Below are 16,303 nucleotides of genomic sequence, written 5' to 3'. Positions count from 1 at the left end.
CACGTGTACGTGACAAATGGTGTTGTACATTACCAACACACCAAATCACTACACCACAGAGGCAAGGCCATGAACGTCCCGTCCAACAACTCGTCCACCAACGCCAACCGCTTCTTTGATCGCCAGCACCACAATGACATCGGCCAGCCGCGCCGCACCGGCGCAGAGCGTGATTTCGGCGTCGGTTACAGCAACCGCGGCTATGCCAGCAATCCGGACTACCTGCGCACACCGCGCTACGCCGGCAACCCCGGGAGCCACCTGTTCAGGATTGGCTGACCCCTATTCATAAATGTAGGCAACTGTGTTATAATATTGCATCCAATATCAACGTAACACCTTGTTTTCAGGAGAAAAAAAGTCAAACTCGAGTCTATTTTCAACAGCGTATCCCAGTCCATCCACCGTAATGGCGATAGTGCACCGGCCGCACGCGTTTCCGCGGCAAGTGACGCCAGCGCCCAGCCAGCACCCGTGCATCACGAACCGCGCCGCCGACACAGCGCTGCACCGCAGGGTTACACCAGCGCCAGCAGCTATCTGACCCGTCCAGCCCGCAGCCGGTTTGGCTCGCGCCAGGTACGGTTCCGGATTGGCTGATCGTCGACTATCGTGTCCCAATGAATGCAACGTCTTCCGAGGGTAACGTCCCGCACCCTGGCGGCCCGGTGAGCAGCCCGTTTCGTCGCCCGACCACCGTTGAGCGTCTCAATGAGCTATCACGCGACACCGCGATAGAGGCGTTGGGTATCGTCTTCACCGAGATCGGGGCCGACTACGTGCGCGCCACGATGCCGGTCGACGCGAAGACACGACAACCCTATGGCTTGCTGCACGGCGGTGCGTCAATGCTGCTGGCAGAAACCCTGGGAAGCAGCGCCGGCAACCTGTGCGTAACGGAGGATCGCGTCTGCGTCGGTATCGAGATCAACGCAAACCACTTGCGTGCCGCGCGAGATGGCGTTGTCACTGGCACCGCGCGAGCGCTGCACGTGGGTGGCCGGACCCAGGTCTGGGAGATCCGCATCGCCGATGACCGCGATCGACTGGTCTGCATCTCCAGGCTGACTTTGGCGGTGGTGGCCAGCCGCGGCGAGTAGCCGGAACGCGCGATGGGTTGAACGGCAGTCATCATTATCCGGCCCTTCCACTGGTATCTTTCACCGCATGAATGCGCCGTCTCCGACCGGCGCCGCGGCGCCTGGCGCACCGCTGGCGCGCCTGTTCCGCTACTGCTATCGCGTACCGATGCTGTTGTGGCATCTGTTGGTCGACCTGCCGCTGGTGCTGGTGTTGATCAGTCCGCTGCTGGGCGGGCTTCAGGTTGGCGGCGAGCGGCTGGATCACCGGATGATCCGCGCGTGGTCGGCCGGGTTGATGCGGGTGTTTGGATTCCGCCTGCGCCGGGTAGGCGCACCCTCGCCGGGGCCGACGATGTTTGTCGCCAACCATGTCAGCTGGATCGACATCGTTGCGCTGCACAGCCAGCGGATGATGGGGTTGGTGGCCAAACGCGAGATCCAGGGCTGGCCGATGGTCGGCTGGTTGGCCGGGCGTGCGGAGACGATCTTCCACTCCCGCGGCAGCACCGAGTCGCTGGGCGGCGTGCTGCATGAGATGTTGGCCCGCTTGCGCAATGGCCGCTCGGTGGGGGTGTTTCCCGAGGGCGGTACCCGCGGCGGCGGCGAGGTCGGGCCGTTCCATGCGCGCATTTTCCTGGCCGCGGTGGAGTCGGGGATGCCGGTGCAACCGGTCGCGCTGCGGTACGGCGAAGGCGGATCCGCCCAGAACAGAGTGGCGTTCGGTAAACGCGAATCTTTCGTCGGCAATTTCTGGCGTCTGTTGGGCGAGCCGGCGCGGGTCGCGGAGATTCATTTCCTGGCCCCCATCGCGTCGGGTGAAGCCGACGGGCGACGAAGGATCGCCGAGCTGGCACGCTCGCGCATCCTGCAGGCAATGGCGAGCTGACGGATTCGTCGATGTTGACCGCGGCCGATTACCAGCCACCGCGCTGGCTACGCAATGCCCACCTGCAGACACTGCTGGGGGGCAGCGTGATGCGCCAGCGGATGGGCCGGCGGGCGTTGGAGGCCACCGCTGCCGTCACCACTTCGCATCTGATTGATGGCGGCCGTGGCGTGCGCCTGCAAGGCCTGCACAGTGCCGTGCCCGGGGTCGCGCCGCGTGGGCTGGCGCTGCTGCTGCATGGCTGGGAAGGCAGTGTCGATTCCAGCTACATGTGTTTGACCGCGGCGCGTCTGTTGGAGTCGGGCTTCGAGGTATTCCGGCTCAACTTCCGCGACCACGGCGGGACCCATCACCTCAACGAAGGCATCTTCCACTCCAACCGGATCGACGAGGTCGTGCATGCGGCCGGCGACGTCGCGCGGCGATTCCCGTTGCGTCCGTTGGTCGTGGCGGGGTATTCGCTGGGTGGGAACTTTGCCCTCCGGCTGGCCTTGCATGCGCCGGCGGCCGGATTGTCGATCGCGCGCGTCGCGGTCGTGTGTCCGCTGATCGATCCGGCGCGCACGATGGACGCAATGGAACGGGGATTTCCGCTCTACATGCAGCATTTCGAGCGCAAATGGCGACAGTCGCTGCAACGCAAACGTTCATTGTTCCCGGAGCAGCATGACTTCGACGACCGGGTACTGGGCCTGAGGATGCGGCCACTGACCCAATGGTTGGTCGAGCGCAATACCGACTTCGGCACGTTGGAACGGTACTTTGATGGCTATTCAATTGCTGGCGACCGGCTGGCCGGCTTGCAGGTGCCGACCAGCGTCCTGATGGCGGCCGACGATCCGGTGATCCCGGTGGCCGGCTGGCAGTCGCAGCAATTGCCAGACACCGTGCAACTGGAAATATCACCTTGGGGCGGCCACTGCGGGTTCTTGCAAAATGCGCGACTGGATGGATTTGGCGAGCGCTGGATCTCGCAGCGCCTGTCCGGGCCGCAATGATTCTGGACGCGGCACCGTAAGGCCCACGTCGCGGCGGGCGACGCACAGCGCCGTTACAATGGGCGATCCGCCCGAATTGCGAGCAGTAATCCATGTACGAACCGATCATCGACGCCCTGCGTCGCGGCGACGCCGCGCAAGCGCTTGAGGCCGCGCGGGATGCCGTCTCCGGGCAACCCCAAGACCCCGCCGCCCACCGGTTGCTGGCCTCCGCGTTGCGACTGGCGGGCGATCAGGCGGCGGCGATCGAGTCGATCGATCGCGCCATCGGCCTTGCCCCCGATGACGCCAATTTGCACCTGGAGCGTGCCGGGCTGCTGTTGCATGAGCGGAAGCTCGATGAGGCGCAAGTCGCTCTCGCCCGCAGCACCGGCCTGGACCCCAACCAGTTCCCGGCCTACATCGTGCAGGCACAGCTGGCGATCGGTCACGGCGACCTGGTGGAGGCCGCGCGGCTGACCCGCACGGCGGCGAGAATTGCACCGGAACACCCGCAGGTCGCCGCTCTGGAAGGCACCCTGGCGCTGCGCGGCGGGGATCCCGACCGCGCGCTGGCGATCTTGAACACGGCCGCCCAACGTTGGCCCGAGGAGCCGACCCTGCGTCACTCGCTGGGTTTTGCCTACATGGCCAAGGGCCACTACGCGTTTGCCGAGCAGGCGTTCGCCAGTTTGCGCGAGGCGAATCCCGACTCGATGCCGTTGCGCGCGCTGGTGGCCGACCTGCTCCGCCGGCAGGGCCGGCCCGAGGCCGCCGCCGACGAGATCGCGCCTTTGCTCGAAGGTGAGCACACCAGCCCGTCGCTGCAACGGATGATGGGCGAGCTGGAGCTGGAAGCCAATCGCAACGAAGCCGCACGTGACCGGCTGCGCGGCGCACTGCAAGCGCAGCCGGGTGACCGTCGTACCCTGTTGGCGATCAGCGAAGCATGGCGTCGGCTGGATGCCGCGGACGAGGCGCGCAGCACGCTGGACGCCCTGTTGGCGGAGCACCCGCAACTGGTGGATCTGTGGCGTGCGCGCCTGTTGTTCGAGCAGTTCGCCAGTGATGATGCGGTCGAAGTGATCCGCCGCTGGCAGCAGGCGATGCCCAACTGCATCCCGGCCATGGAAGCGCAGATCACCGTGCATGATCTGGCCGGCCACCCGGATCAGGGCGACGCCCTGGCCCAACGCATCACCGAGATTGAACCCGGGCACGCCAAGGCCGAGATGCGGATCATCAACGGGCTCCAGCAACGCGACCCGGAGGCGGCCATCGAGCGCGTTGAGGGCTTGCTGGCGCGCGCTACCAACGAGACGGTCAATGGCAACCTTCGAAGGCTCCTGGGCCGCACGTTTGACACTGCCGGACAGCCGGACGCTGCCGTCGCGACCTGGGCCGAGCTGCACGCCGAGGTCGTTTCCAAGCGCCTGCCATTGCCCACGCCCAGCACCCTGGACGGGCCGTGGCCGGAGGCGACCGAGCTGACGCCGGCCCAACAAACTGCACAGCCGGCATTCCTGCTTTGGGGTGCGCCGGGCTCATTGATCGAACGCGTCACCGGCACCCTGCACCTGGGCGGTGCGACGCTGTATGGCGACCGCTTCGGTCCCAATCCGCCCAAGGACCTGTTCCAGCGCTATCTCACCATCGATGCACTCAGCACCGGCACGGCCGAGCCGGCGAACCTGATCGCCGAGTGGAAGGCGGCGCTGCCCGCGCGTGGGATCAAGCCTGCCGAGGTATTTGACTGGCTGCTGTGGTGGGACAACGCCGCTGTGCTTGCGCTGCGCCCGCATCTGCCCGAGGCGTTATTGGTGATCGCGTTGCGCGATCCGCGCGACATGCTGTTGGACTGGCTGGCATTCGGCTCGCCAGCGCCGTTCGCGCTCGAGTCGCCGCTGGTCGCTGCGCGCTGGTTGGCCCAGGTGCTCACCCAGGTCGCCGATCTGCATGAACAAGACCTGCTCAGGCACCGCTTGCTTCGCTTGGATGGCATTGAGAACGACCCGGCCGGGGTTGCCGCAGCGATTGCCGAGGCGATCCAGGTCGCGGTCGCCCCGGCGCCGCCGGGCCGCCTGGGCGAGGACCGGTTCCCCGCTGGCCACTGGCGCGATTTCGAACCGTCGCTCGCTGATGCCTATGCGGTGCTGACACCGGTCGCCGTCCGCCTGGGCTACCCGGAATCCTGAGCCCATCGAGGAGTCCTGCATGCACATCCACAGCAACAGTTTCCAGGCCCGTCAACCGCTGCCGGCGGAGTTCGCCGCCGGGCAACCGGTCGCCGACGGATTCGGTTTTGCCGGCAACCGCAACCCGCACCTGGCCTGGGAGGACGTCCCTGCCGGCACCCGCTCGTTTGCTCTGCTGTGCATTGATCCGGACGCGCCCACGGTGGCCGGGATGGCGGGCAAGGAAGGGGTGCAGATCCCGATCGCGCAACCGCGCGGCGACTTCATCCATTGGGTGATGATCGACCTGCCCACCGACCTGCGCGAGGTCGCCGCCGGCGCGTGCAGTGATGGAGTGGTTCCCCACGGCAAGCGCGAGCCGGCAGGTCCCGCCGGGTCCCGCCAGGGGCTGAACGACTACACCGGCTGGTTTGCCGACGACCCGGACATGGCCGGCGACTGGTACGGCTACGACGGCCCGTTCCCGCCGCCCAATGACCTGCGGTTGCACCGGTACTTCTTCCGCGTGTTCGCGCTGGATGTCGATACCTTGCCGCTGCCGGAGACGTTCACCGCGGCGCAGGTGTTCTCCGCGATGCACGGCCACGTCCTGGCCGAGGCAGCGGTCCACGCGACGTACTCGTTGCACCAATAGCCCGGCAGCAAGCAAGCCGCCGCACGGCTCAGCCGCCGGCGGGCAACCACAGCAGCAACGCGGCACCCAGTGCGATCCGGTAGATCGCAAACGGGGTGTAGCTGTGTTGCTTGATGTAGCCCAGCAGCCAGCGCACCGCGATGAAGCCGGTGATGGTGGCGGCCACAAATGCCAGTCCCAACTCGCCCCAGGCCTCGCCGCCGCCGGCGGCAGCGCCACCTTCCAGGAAGTATTCCAGGATCGTGTAGGCGCTGGCCGCAAACATGGTCGGGATGCCGACCAGGAACACGAACTCGGTGGCCGCCGAACGCTGCCCGGTGCCGGCCAGCATCGCCATGAAGATCGCCGCGCCCGAGCGCGAGGTGCCGGGGAACACGCCGGCCAGAACCTGGGCCAGGCCGACCAGGATCGCGACCGTCCAGGTGACCTTCGTCGAGGGCGGCCGGCCGCTGGCGATCTTTTCGGCAACCAGGATCCAGACCCCGCCCAGAATCAACGCGATCGCGATCGGCGAGACAGTGTCGGGCAGCTCCCAGCCCAGCAGTCGCACCGGCAGCCCGACCAGTGCCGTTACCAGGAAGGCGACCGCGATCTTGCCCAGGTACAAGCGGTTCTCACGATCGCCCAGACCGGTGGCCAACGACCACAGTCGCTCACGGAACACCGCGGTGATCGCCAGGATCGCGCCGGCCTGGATGACGATGTTGAACAGGTCCGAGCGGGCACCCAGCCAGTGCTGGGCGATCAGCAGGTGGCCGGTGCTGGAGACGGGCAGGAACTCGGTGAGGCCCTCGAGGATGCCCAGCAATATCGCGGCGAAGACGTCGAACATGGTCGATGACCCGAATGTGGAGATGGCGCACAGCCGTGCAGTAGCCGCAAAGGATAGCGGAACCCGATCACGCGACGTCGGCATGCGCGCCGTCGGCACGGTGAACCGGTTTGGTGCGAAAATGACGCCGCACCCCACCCGCCACGCCATCCGCGAGAAATCCATGTCCATCGAGAACGTCGAGAAACTCATCCAGGATCACAGCGTCGAATTTGTCGACCTGCGCTTCGCCGACATGCGCGGCGTGCAGCATCACGTCACCTTTCCCAAGTCGATTGTCGATGAGACGTTGTTCGAGGAAGGCAAGATGTTCGACGGCTCGTCGATTGGCGGCTGGAAGGGTATCCACGACTCGGACATGGTCTTGATGCCGGATCCGTCCACCGCCTTCCTGGACCCGTTCACCGCCGATCCGACCCTGGTGCTGACCTGCGACATCCTCGACCCGGCGACGATGCAGGCCTACAACCGCGACCCGCGCGGCATCGCCAAGCGCGCCGAGGCCTACCTCAAGTCCAGCGGTATCGCCGAGCAGGCGTTCTTCGGCCCGGAGCCGGAGTTCTTTATCTTCGACAGCGTCCGCTACGCCAATGACATGGGCCACACGTTCTTTCATGTCGACTCGGAAGAGGCGGCATGGAACTCCGGCAAGGAGTACGCCGGCGGCAACACCGGCTACCGTCCGGGCGTGAAGGGCGGTTACTTCCCGGTCGCGCCGCTGGACTCGCTGCACGACATCCGCGCCGAGATGTGCAAGGCGTTGGAGGCGGTGGGCATCGAGGTTGAAGTCCACCACCACGAGGTGGCCAACGCCGGCCAGTGCGAGATCGGCACCCGCTTCAACTCGCTCACCAAGAAGGCCGACGAACTGCTGACGATGAAGTACATCGTCAAGAACGTCGCCCACCGCAATGGCAAGACCGCGACCTTCATGCCCAAGCCGATCGTGGGTGACAACGGCAGCGGCATGCACGTGCACCAGAGCCTGGCCAAGGGTGGCAACAACCTGTTCTCGGGCGACGGCTACGGCGGCCTGAGCCAGATGGCGCTGTGGTACATCGGTGGCATCTTCAAGCACGCGCGCGCGATCAACGCCTTCGCCAATGCCACCACCAACTCCTACAAGCGGCTGGTGCCGGGCTTCGAGGCACCGGTGATGCTCGCGTACTCGGCCAGCAACCGGTCGGCCTCGTGCCGGATCCCGTATGTCGCCAACCCGAAGGCGCGCCGGATCGAGATGCGCTTCCCGGACCCGATGAACTCCGGCTACCTGATCTTCTCGGCGTTGATGATGGCCGGCCTGGACGGGATCAAGCACCAGATCGACCCGGGCCCGCCGTCCGACAAGGACCTCTACGACCTGCCGCCGGAAGAAGAGAAGAATATCCCGACCGTCTGCCACAGCCTTGACCAGGCGTTGGAGGCGCTGGACCAGGACCGCGACTTCCTCAAGGCCGGAGGCGTCTACAGCGACGACTTCATCGACGCCTACATCCGTCTGAAGATGAAGGAAGTCACCGCATTCCGCGCCGCGACCCACCCGCTGGAATACCAGATGTACTACGCGATCTAGTCGCGACGAAACGCGCCACCAGTTGGCCGACCGTTCCCGAGGGCGCCAGGAAGCCGATATCGCCCGGTTGCCCTTGCGTGTTGAGCGTCCCGTCATCCCCGCGCAGGCGGGGATCCATGGACTTTGCTCTCAACTGGGCTGATGAGGTGCCAGCAACAGCTCCGCCGAGTGTTCGCGGTAGGTGAGCTGCATGGCCGCCACCACCTCGTCGCATGCGTGCCCGACGGCCTCAAATAGCGGGCTGCCGGCCAGCAGTTGCCCATTGAGCGCCGCGCTGAACAGGTCGCCAGTACCCTTGGGCGCGGCGTCAATACGGGCGTGTTCGAGCACTTGCGCGTCGTCGTGGCTGACGATCGCCACCCGCATCCGTCCGTGTGCCCAGGAGCCGGGGGCGGCGCTGGTGACCACGACCCACCGGGTACGGCCGACCAGCAGCGTCCGCGCGGCGGCGATGACCTGCTCGACAGTGTCGACCGGGTGGTCGCTGAGGCGCTGCAACTCGAAGCCATTGGGAGTTAGCCCGTGGGCCAGGGGCAGCAGGTGCTGGCGGTAGGCCGCCACCATTCCGGGGTCGACATACACGCCGGTATCGTGATCGCCGATCACCGGATCGATCTGGACCTGCAACTGCGGGTGAGAGGCTTCCAGCCCGCGGATCCAGCTGGCCAGCGCGAATGCCTGATCCGGGCCGCCGAGGTAGCCGACCAGCACCGCGCGCAGCCGGGTCAGTGCATTGCGCGCCTGCAGGTCGTCCAGGTAGCCGGAGAACCACGCTGTCGGCAGCGCGCCGCCGTGCATCGTCGGGTAATGCGGGGTGTTGCTCAGGATGACCGTCGGCACCGCGGCAACTCGCAGGCCGAGCTTCTGCAGGGTGGGTACGGCAACGCCGTTGCCAACGCTCCCATAGACCACCTGCGACTGCACCGACACGACATCGCTGTGCAGCGGCTGCAAGCGGGCCGATGGGTCTGCGGGATCTGCTGGCGTCATGCCGGGTCAGTCGGCCAGTAGTGACTGTCCGGCAGTGCGCGGGCACCGTAGATCGCCTGGCCGACGCGGACCACGGTGGAGCCTTCCTCCACCGCCAGCTCGAAGTCCCCCGACATGCCCATCGACAATCCGTCGAAGTCCATCCCGTGCGGTGCATCCTGGCGCAACTGGTCGCGCAGGTTGCGCAGCAGGACGAAGCAGGTGCGTACCCGGGCGGCGTCGGAGGACAGAGCGGCCAGCGTCATCAACCCGCGTACGCGCAGCGAAGCAAACGCTGGCAGCTGTTTCACGAATGCGGTCACGTCATCCGGAGACAGACCATATTTGCTGGCTTCGCCCGATGTGTTGACCTGGATGAACACGTCCAGCCGGCGACCTTCGGCCTGCAGGCGGCGGTCCAGTGCTTCGGCCAGTCGCAGGCTGTCGAGGGCCTGGAACTCAGTGGCAAAACGGGCCACCAACTTCGCCTTGTTGGTCTGCAAGTGGCCGATCACCGACCACTGCAAGTCGGTCAGGTCTGCCATGGCTTCCCATTTGCGGTAGGCCTCCTGAACCTTGTTTTCGCCCAGCATCCGGCAGCCGGCGGCATAGGACAGGCGGATGTGCGCCTCGTCGATGGTCTTGCTGACCGGCAACAGCCGGACCTCATCGGGATTGCGTCCCGCTCGCTGGCACGCTGCGGCAATGCGTGCGCGAATCGCCGCGAGGTTGCGTGCGAAGTCGTCGACGGTGACGGCTTGCGGGTAGGCCGGTTGGGGTAGTGGTGATCCGGGGTGCGGAACGTCCAACGGTGGGAGCCTCCAAAGACGATGGGTTGATTGTACCGCTGGTACTCTGTGACCAGGCCACGATTCACCTGTGCTGAACTGCCGCCGCGCTACGGTGCCGAGGTTCACCGGTGCAACGACATTGCCCAACGCCATCGCCCATTGACCCACTGAAGGAGTCATCCATGAAGATCGCCCTGTTTACCAGCGCCAGCCTGCTGAGCCTCGCCCTGGCCGCGTGCAGCACTGCGCCCAGCACCACGCCCGCCAGCACTGACGCTGCCCCCAGCGGCGCCAGTTTGCCGACCGAATCCACCGTTGCCAGCGCGCACGTCAATCTCGCGGCAGCGTCGGGCAGCCTGGTCAGCGGCAAGCTCAGCGTGGTCCCGATGGGCGATGGCGTGCATTTGCGCGGTGAAGTCGGCGGCCTGACGCCCGGCAGTACCCACGCCATCCACATCCACGAGAAGGGCGATTGCAGCGCGGCCGACGCCAGCAGCGCCGGCGGGCACTTCAATCCGACCGCTATGCCGCACGGCAAGGTTGGCACTCCGGCCCATCATGCCGGTGACATGAACAACATCGTCGCCAACGCCGAGGGTGTCGCCACCGTCGACCTGCACGCCAGCGGCCCGGTGTTGGGCGGTGGTGCGGCCAACGACGCCATCGGCAAGGCAGTGATCGTGCATGGCGGGGAAGACGACTACACCAGCCAGCCTTCCGGTGCGGCTGGTCCACGCATCGCCTGTGGCGTGATCCAGGCTGGCTGAAAATCACGCTCAGGCCGGAAGGTGGCGGACGAGCACGCCGGCCGGGTGTGAAGGTGCCTTGGGCGGTTTGACGCCCGGCACCTGCGTCTGGTGCCGGCTTCAGGCCAGAGCGGCGCGGCAATCGGTGTCGCGGCCGCAGTGCACGAACTGCACGGCGATCCCATGCGCTCCGAGCACGGCGGCCATCTGTCGTTGCCGCGCCTGGAAGTGCTGGAATTGCCGGTGACGGTGCTCACCCATCGCGTCCTGATCGCTCGCGGCGGGCGAATGCTCCGCGGCGGCATAACGCTGTTGCCAGGCGGCCGGTGAGAACAGGGCAATCCGTACTTCCCCATCGGTGTAGTGAAGCAGCGGCTCGGGCGGCTGGTCCAGCCAGGCGCGCTGTTGCGGGCGCAGCAACGCGGTTTCCAGTAACGGCCACAGCGGCCCCAGTCCGGCATGGTCGTACTGGATCGAGGTCATCGCGGCGAGGTCGTTCACGGTCAGGTAGCGGGCGTGTTCGACTTGCAGGCCGAACGCCTCCTGCGCGGCCAGGGCGGTATCGGCGGCGGCCATTCCGACTTCGATCAGGTCTTTCTCGAACGCATCGCCAACCCGCGCGACGGCATCGCTTGCGCCGGTCAGCACGAACGGCATCAGCCGCAATGGCCCACCAAGGTAGTCGGAGGAAGGGGCCAGCGTGCCGGGCATTTGCGAATCGCTGGCGCCGAAGGCAATGATCCGGCCGGCGTCGAGGTCGTGGCTGCCGCGCGGCGCACGGGCGGCGAGATCGGCCAGCTCCCGATGCAATGGCCAGCCGGGGCGCAACAGCTCCACCGGGTCGTAGTGGGCGCCCACCGTCACCAGCTCCAGTGCGCTGGCTTCGGGCGCGAAGGAGGCCAGATCGCGCGCAACCAGGTGCGCCAGTGCGCCGACCTCCGGTTGCGAGAGCCGGTCGCGGCCCACCGGCGCGGCGCCGACCACTTCGATGGCGAAGGCACCCAGCACGTGCAGCTCGGGTGTGGGGTGGGCAGTATCGGCGGCTGGACTCATTGGATCCCTGGGAAATTCGCGGGTTGGACACACGGTCTGGAGTAATTGGATACGCAGGCGTTTGGAAGCGCGCAGGTGCAGCGCTACACTGCGGCCATTATGCCCGCAAGCCATTGTGGGACTCACGCAAGCAGCGTTGGCACGAGTGCAACGCCCATCGTCCGAGGTGATCAATGCGCCAAACCCGTCCTGTCGCCGTGCTTGGTGGTGTCCGAATTCCGTTCTGCCGTCAGAACACCGCGTATGCGGATGTTGGCAACCTGGGGATGTCGGTGCGCACGCTGGGCGCGCTGGTAGAGAAATACGGGCTGCACGGGCAACAGTTGGGCGAGGTTGCGATGGGCGCGGTGATCAAGCATTCCAGCGACTGGAACCTGGGTCGCGAGGCGGCGTTGTCGTCCGGGCTGTCGCCACTGACCCCCGGCCTGACCATGCAACGCGCCTGTGGCACCTCGCTGGATACGATCATCACGGTCGCCAACAAGATTGCGATTGGCCAGATCGAGGCCGGGATCGGCGGCGGTTCGGATACCACCTCCGATGTGCCGATTGTCTACGGCAAGGAGCTGCGCCGGCGTCTACTTGCAGCGGCCGCGGCGAAGGATTTCAAGGGCAAACTGGCGGCGTTCAAGGGGTTTTCGCTGCGTGAATTGAAGCCCGACTTTCCCGGCGTCGCCGAGCCGCGTACCGGCAAGTCGATGGGCGAGCACTGCGAGGATATGGCCAAGCAGTGGAACATCGCGCGCGATTCGCAGGACGAGTGGGCGCTGTCGTCGCACTTGAAGCTGGCGGCGGCCTACGAGCGCGGCTTCTTCGATGACCTGGTGGTCAGCTTCCGCGGCGTCTCGCGCGACAACAACCTGCGCCCGGACAGCACGCTGGAGAAGCTGGCAACGCTGAAGCCGGCATTCGACCGGAGCTCCGGCCGCGGCACCTTGACCGCCGCCAACTCGACCCCGCTGACCGATGGCGCGGCCGCGTGTCTGCTGGCCTCCGACGAGTGGGCGCAGGCGCATGGCCACGAGCCGCTGTGTTACCTGCGTGATGCGCAGGTGGCGGCGGTCGATTTTGCCCACGGGGAAGGGCTGCTGATGGCCCCGACCATCGCGGTGCCGGAGATGCTCGCGCGCAATGGCCTGACCCTGCAGGATTTCGACTTCTACGAGATCCACGAAGCGTTTGCCGCCCAGGTGCTGTGCACCCTGCGGGCGTGGGAGAGCGAGGACTACTGCAAGACCCGGCTTGGGCTGGACGCACCGCTGGGTCGCATCGATCCGGCGAAGATCAATATCAACGGCTCGTCATTGGCGACCGGTCACCCGTTTGCGGCGACCGGCGCGCGGATCGTCGCCAGCGCGGCCAAGGAGCTGCAGCAGCGCGGCGGCGGCCGCTGCCTGGTCTCGATCTGCACCGCCGGCGGCATGGGCGTAACCGCCATCCTGGAGCGCTGATCCAACCAGCTACTCGCGCAGTCGCGGCATCCCGTGCTCGTCGCGTTCCTCGATCACCGCGCGATCGTGGATCTGCTGGCGCATGTCACGGCCCGGCAGTTCGGTGACCGCTTCGCCCCGATGCAATCGCAGCGCATTGCCGTAGCTCAGCCGCGCACGCGATTCATCGCCGGCCTGGGCGAAGCCATGGCCGAGCTCTTCCCACGCGTCGCCGCTGGCACCTTGCGCCAGCGCGCGATGCAGATAGTCCTCGGCTTGTGGCCACTGTCCCTGGGCACGATTCAGCCGGGCCAGCGTCAGCAGCAGGCCGGGACTGGCAGGGTGGGCTTGCAACCAGCGCTCGGCATTCTTGTGCCGGCGATCCAGCTGACCGATCGGCAGGCGGCCATACAACCCGGCCAGCGAGTCGTCCCACTGCTTGTCCAGCGCCTGCTCGACACTCTTGGCGGCGGCCTCCTCCCAGCGCAACGCCGCGGCGCGCTCGGCATAGGCGCTCACCGTGCCGGGGTCGGTACGGAACGGCTTGGGCAACGCTTCCCAGCGATCGGCCAGTACATTCGCGTCCGGCGCCTGGCGCAGTGCGGTTTCGGACCACTCGGTTTCCAGTCGGTCCAGTTGAGAGACCGGCAGGACCTTCTGCTGCCGCATTGCGCCCAACAGGCCGTAGGCCTCGCCGACATCGCCGGTCGCGGCCAGTGCCTGCGCGCGCAGGAACAGCCCGCGCGGTGGCAGGGGCTGCACGTTGGGAGTCTCCAGCGCCAGCAGGGCATCGCCCGGCCGTCCGTCCGCCAGTGCCAGGTCCGCCGCGGTCAGCGCACGCGCCACCGGGTGCGGGACCGCCAGACCATCCAGGTACTGGTTCGCCTGGGCGGTGTCGCCGCGGGCGGCAGCGGCGCGTGCAGCGCCAATCCGGGCAATATGGGCGACACCGTCGTCTTCTGCGCCGGGGTTGCGCGCCGCCTCTTCCAGAAGCTTCTCTGCACGGTTCCAGCGGCCCTGCTCAAGCGCGTCCAGTCCATCGATCAGCTTGGCGCGGGCGGCTTTTTTGCGCCGCCGCCGCAGCGCGACGATGGGCAAGCTGATCATCTTCCAGATCAGCCACAACACCAGCAACGACCCCAGCCCGATCAGGACCGCCGCAGCCAGGGTGGTGGTATAGCGGGTGCCGCGATAATCCAGGATCAGCGAGCCGGGGTCTTGCACCAGCAATTGCGCGACCAGCGCGCCGACCAGTATCAGCACGATCCAGAACAACAGGTTTCGGAACAGGTTCATTCAATAGGCTCCCGATGCATGGCGCGAGACTGACGCAATTGGTTCAGTTGGTTCAGTGTGGTGCCAAGGGTTGGAAGCGAAAGTGAAAGTGGCATTGCCGCGATCTCATCCAGCGCGATACGCCGCGCGCGTGTCTCGTCGGCGGCAGCGGGCAGGCGGTCCAGCCAGAGCCCGGCCCGGGCGAGCGCGGACCGGTAACCCTCAACGTCGCGACGCTCTGCGGCCGCCCTGGCCAGGGTGATCTCCAGTTGCAGTCCTGTCTCGGTCGCGGCGAGGTCGGCCGGATCCATGGTTATGGGTTCGTCGTTCCGGGTCACTTCCACGATGCCGCCAAACGCACGCTTCCACCACGGCGCTGCGGCAGCGCTTGGTGGAGTTTGCAGCGGGGGTGTCGCTTCGATGCGCTGGGCGAAACCATCCAGCCGCGCCAGTGCCGCCGCGCGGGGCTCGGTGTCGGCCTGGTCCAGCGCGGCACGTTCCTGCCCCAGGGTCTGGCGCAGGCTCAGATAAGCGGGGTCATCGACGCGGTCCAGCACGCTGGCAGCAAGTGCGTACGCGCGCCGGGCGCCATCCAGGTCGCCGGCAATCATCAGTCGTTGCTGAGCGATGCCCAGCAGCAGTGCGGCCTCGTCCAGCCGTAACGCCTGCACGCCACGAAGGCTGGGGTCGGAATAGCGTGCGAAGCTGCTTTCAATCAAGGCCGAGCGCTCGGCCAGTCCGAGCAATTCGCTGCGCAGGACCTGGTTGGTGGCGACGGCCTGTTGCAGGCGTTGGGTCTGGGCTTTCTGATTGCGGCGCAGCAGGTCGACGCGCTGGCCGAGCGCATCCAACTGCAAACCAGTGGCATTGCTGGTCGCCTGCTCGACGGCCAGGCCCCGTTGCCACTGTTGCCAGCCAACCCATCCGGCTGCCGCGATCAACAGCAGTACGATCAACCACGGCCATTTACGGCGGCGGCGCGGAGTCGAATCGGACGAGGTCGTGGACACGGCAGGCGCAGTCAGGCTGGGGTCAGTCAATGTTACCGGAACTGCTGCCCGAACCCGATGCGGCCGGGCCCCGGGACAGGGCGGCCAGTGACGCGGCGACGAGATCGGTCGGTCGGGCGCTGTGGGCGCGGTGGCAACGGGGGAACCCAAGTTCGCGGGCAAGATCACCCAATCGCTCACTGGCGATGGCGACCGGCATCGCCCGCAACCGCGCGACGACATCGTCGGGGACGCTGGCGACCACCAGTTGCAGGGCCTCTGCACTGGACACCGCCAGCACTGCGGGGGCCGCCAGGCGACGGATCGCGGCCAATGCCCGTGGCGAAGGTGTTACCGGCACCCGCTGGTAGACGTTGGCGCGGATTACCTGTGCGCCGCGTGCCTGCAGGGCCGGTGCGAGGACACCGCGTCCACCGGGGGCGGTCACCAGTCCCAGTGTGCTGCCTTGGAGTTGCTGCAGGCCGGGCAGTGCCAACAAGCCTTCACTGTCCATTCGCTCGGGAGTCACCACCGCCGTGATGCCGGCCCGACGCAAAGCCAACGCGGTACCGGCTCCAACCGCAAACCAGCCTTGGCCGGGCACCACTCGCAACGGTTGCAGTGCCGCGGCGGCGCGGGCCGCGGCAGGACTGGTGAACAGCACTCGCGATGCGGCCAGGGCGGCCTTCAGGGCATCGCGGTTGTCGGGGTCATCAATGGCCTGTAGCGTCCACGGTGACAATGCAAGCAAGCCGCCGTCATGACGCGCAGCGGCCCGCCGCAACGTCGCATGCCCGCCGCGTGGCCGCAGCGAGATCACGTACCATGCAGCGGGCAATGAGCGCGATGACATCGCGACAGCTTGGCATGC

Annotated in this window: 16 protein-coding genes; 9 read left to right on the top strand and 7 right to left on the bottom strand. The window is 66.7% G+C overall.

Features of this window, described 5'->3' with window-relative positions:
* Positions 1-69 precede the first annotated feature (69 nt).
* From ACW5DN_RS10875 to ACW5DN_RS10850, 6 genes are all read left to right on the top strand, one after another.
* Positions 70-279 carry a hypothetical protein gene (locus ACW5DN_RS10875; RefSeq protein ID WP_456962679.1) on the top strand — a complete coding sequence of 70 codons (210 nt, stop codon included), beginning with the start codon at positions 70-72 and terminating at the stop codon, positions 277-279.
* A gap of 341 nt (positions 280-620) precedes the next feature.
* Positions 621-1,100, top strand: coding sequence for a hotdog fold thioesterase (locus ACW5DN_RS10870; protein WP_456962678.1), 480 nt, complete (start codon positions 621-623; stop codon positions 1,098-1,100).
* Between the two features lie 67 nt (positions 1,101-1,167).
* Entirely contained in the window at positions 1,168-1,968 is an 801-nt protein-coding gene (locus ACW5DN_RS10865; protein WP_456962677.1) for a lysophospholipid acyltransferase family protein, read from the top strand.
* A gap of 14 nt (positions 1,969-1,982) precedes the next feature.
* Positions 1,983-2,966 carry a YheT family hydrolase gene (locus ACW5DN_RS10860; RefSeq protein ID WP_456963049.1) on the top strand — a complete coding sequence of 328 codons (984 nt, stop codon included), beginning with the start codon at positions 1,983-1,985 and terminating at the stop codon, positions 2,964-2,966.
* Between the two features lie 92 nt (positions 2,967-3,058).
* Positions 3,059-5,140 carry a tetratricopeptide repeat protein gene (locus ACW5DN_RS10855; protein WP_456962676.1) on the top strand — a complete coding sequence of 694 codons (2,082 nt, stop codon included), beginning with the start codon at positions 3,059-3,061 and terminating at the stop codon, positions 5,138-5,140.
* A 19-nt stretch (positions 5,141-5,159) separates the two neighbouring features.
* Positions 5,160-5,774, top strand: a complete 615-nt coding sequence (locus tag ACW5DN_RS10850) for a YbhB/YbcL family Raf kinase inhibitor-like protein (protein ID WP_456962675.1) — start codon at positions 5,160-5,162, stop codon at positions 5,772-5,774.
* Between the two features lie 28 nt (positions 5,775-5,802).
* Here ACW5DN_RS10850 and ACW5DN_RS10845 read toward each other — a convergent pair whose 3' ends face one another.
* Positions 5,803-6,606 carry an undecaprenyl-diphosphate phosphatase gene (locus tag ACW5DN_RS10845; protein ID WP_456962674.1) on the bottom strand — a complete coding sequence of 268 codons (804 nt, stop codon included), beginning with the start codon at positions 6,604-6,606 and terminating at the stop codon, positions 5,803-5,805.
* Positions 6,607-6,769: 163 nt separating this feature from the next.
* Here ACW5DN_RS10845 and glnA point away from each other — a divergent pair, with 163 nt between their 5' ends.
* Positions 6,770-8,179, top strand: coding sequence for a type I glutamate--ammonia ligase (gene glnA / locus ACW5DN_RS10840; RefSeq protein WP_456963048.1), 1,410 nt, complete (start codon positions 6,770-6,772; stop codon positions 8,177-8,179).
* 129 nt (positions 8,180-8,308) lie between these two features.
* Here glnA and pdxK read toward each other — a convergent pair whose 3' ends face one another.
* Positions 8,309-9,169: a pyridoxine/pyridoxal/pyridoxamine kinase gene (pdxK, locus tag ACW5DN_RS10835; protein WP_456962673.1), complete on the bottom strand. Its 861-nt coding sequence runs from the start codon at positions 9,167-9,169 to the stop codon at positions 8,309-8,311.
* The gene (locus ACW5DN_RS10830; protein ID WP_456962672.1) at positions 9,166-9,957 is read right to left on the bottom strand and encodes a YggS family pyridoxal phosphate-dependent enzyme; all 792 of its coding nucleotides are present in this window, start codon (positions 9,955-9,957) and stop codon (positions 9,166-9,168) included. The genes pdxK and ACW5DN_RS10830 overlap by 4 nt, the downstream gene beginning before the upstream one ends.
* A 164-nt stretch (positions 9,958-10,121) precedes the next feature.
* Here ACW5DN_RS10830 and ACW5DN_RS10825 point away from each other — a divergent pair, with 164 nt between their 5' ends.
* Positions 10,122-10,706 (top strand): superoxide dismutase family protein, encoded by a 585-nt coding sequence (locus ACW5DN_RS10825; protein WP_456962671.1) that lies wholly within the window; start codon positions 10,122-10,124, stop codon positions 10,704-10,706.
* A 99-nt stretch (positions 10,707-10,805) separates the two neighbouring features.
* Here ACW5DN_RS10825 and ACW5DN_RS10820 read toward each other — a convergent pair whose 3' ends face one another.
* On the bottom strand, positions 10,806-11,738 hold the full coding sequence (locus ACW5DN_RS10820) for a hypothetical protein (protein WP_456962670.1): 933 nt from the start codon (positions 11,736-11,738) through the stop codon (positions 10,806-10,808).
* Positions 11,739-11,911: 173 nt separating this feature from the next.
* Here ACW5DN_RS10820 and ACW5DN_RS10815 point away from each other — a divergent pair, with 173 nt between their 5' ends.
* On the top strand, positions 11,912-13,189 hold the full coding sequence (locus ACW5DN_RS10815; protein ID WP_456962669.1) for an acetyl-CoA C-acetyltransferase: 1,278 nt from the start codon (positions 11,912-11,914) through the stop codon (positions 13,187-13,189).
* Positions 13,190-13,198: 9 nt separating this feature from the next.
* Here ACW5DN_RS10815 and ACW5DN_RS10810 read toward each other — a convergent pair whose 3' ends face one another.
* The 3 genes from ACW5DN_RS10810 to ACW5DN_RS10800 are packed head-to-tail and all read right to left on the bottom strand — an operon-like array spanning position 13,199 to position 16,285.
* Positions 13,199-14,464 carry a heme biosynthesis HemY N-terminal domain-containing protein gene (locus ACW5DN_RS10810; protein ID WP_456962668.1) on the bottom strand — a complete coding sequence of 422 codons (1,266 nt, stop codon included), beginning with the start codon at positions 14,462-14,464 and terminating at the stop codon, positions 13,199-13,201.
* Entirely contained in the window at positions 14,461-15,483 is a 1,023-nt protein-coding gene (locus tag ACW5DN_RS10805; protein ID WP_456962667.1) for a uroporphyrinogen-III C-methyltransferase, read from the bottom strand. The genes ACW5DN_RS10810 and ACW5DN_RS10805 overlap by 4 nt, the downstream gene beginning before the upstream one ends.
* On the bottom strand, positions 15,476-16,285 hold the full coding sequence (locus ACW5DN_RS10800) for a uroporphyrinogen-III synthase (protein ID WP_456962666.1): 810 nt from the start codon (positions 16,283-16,285) through the stop codon (positions 15,476-15,478). Before ACW5DN_RS10800 ends, ACW5DN_RS10805 begins: the two co-directional genes overlap by 8 nt.
* Positions 16,286-16,303 lie beyond the last annotated feature (18 nt).

Source organism: Lysobacter sp. A289 (genome assembly GCF_054072675.1).
Note: the sequence above shows the minus strand (reverse complement) of the source record. Positions and strands in the feature narration are given on the sequence as shown.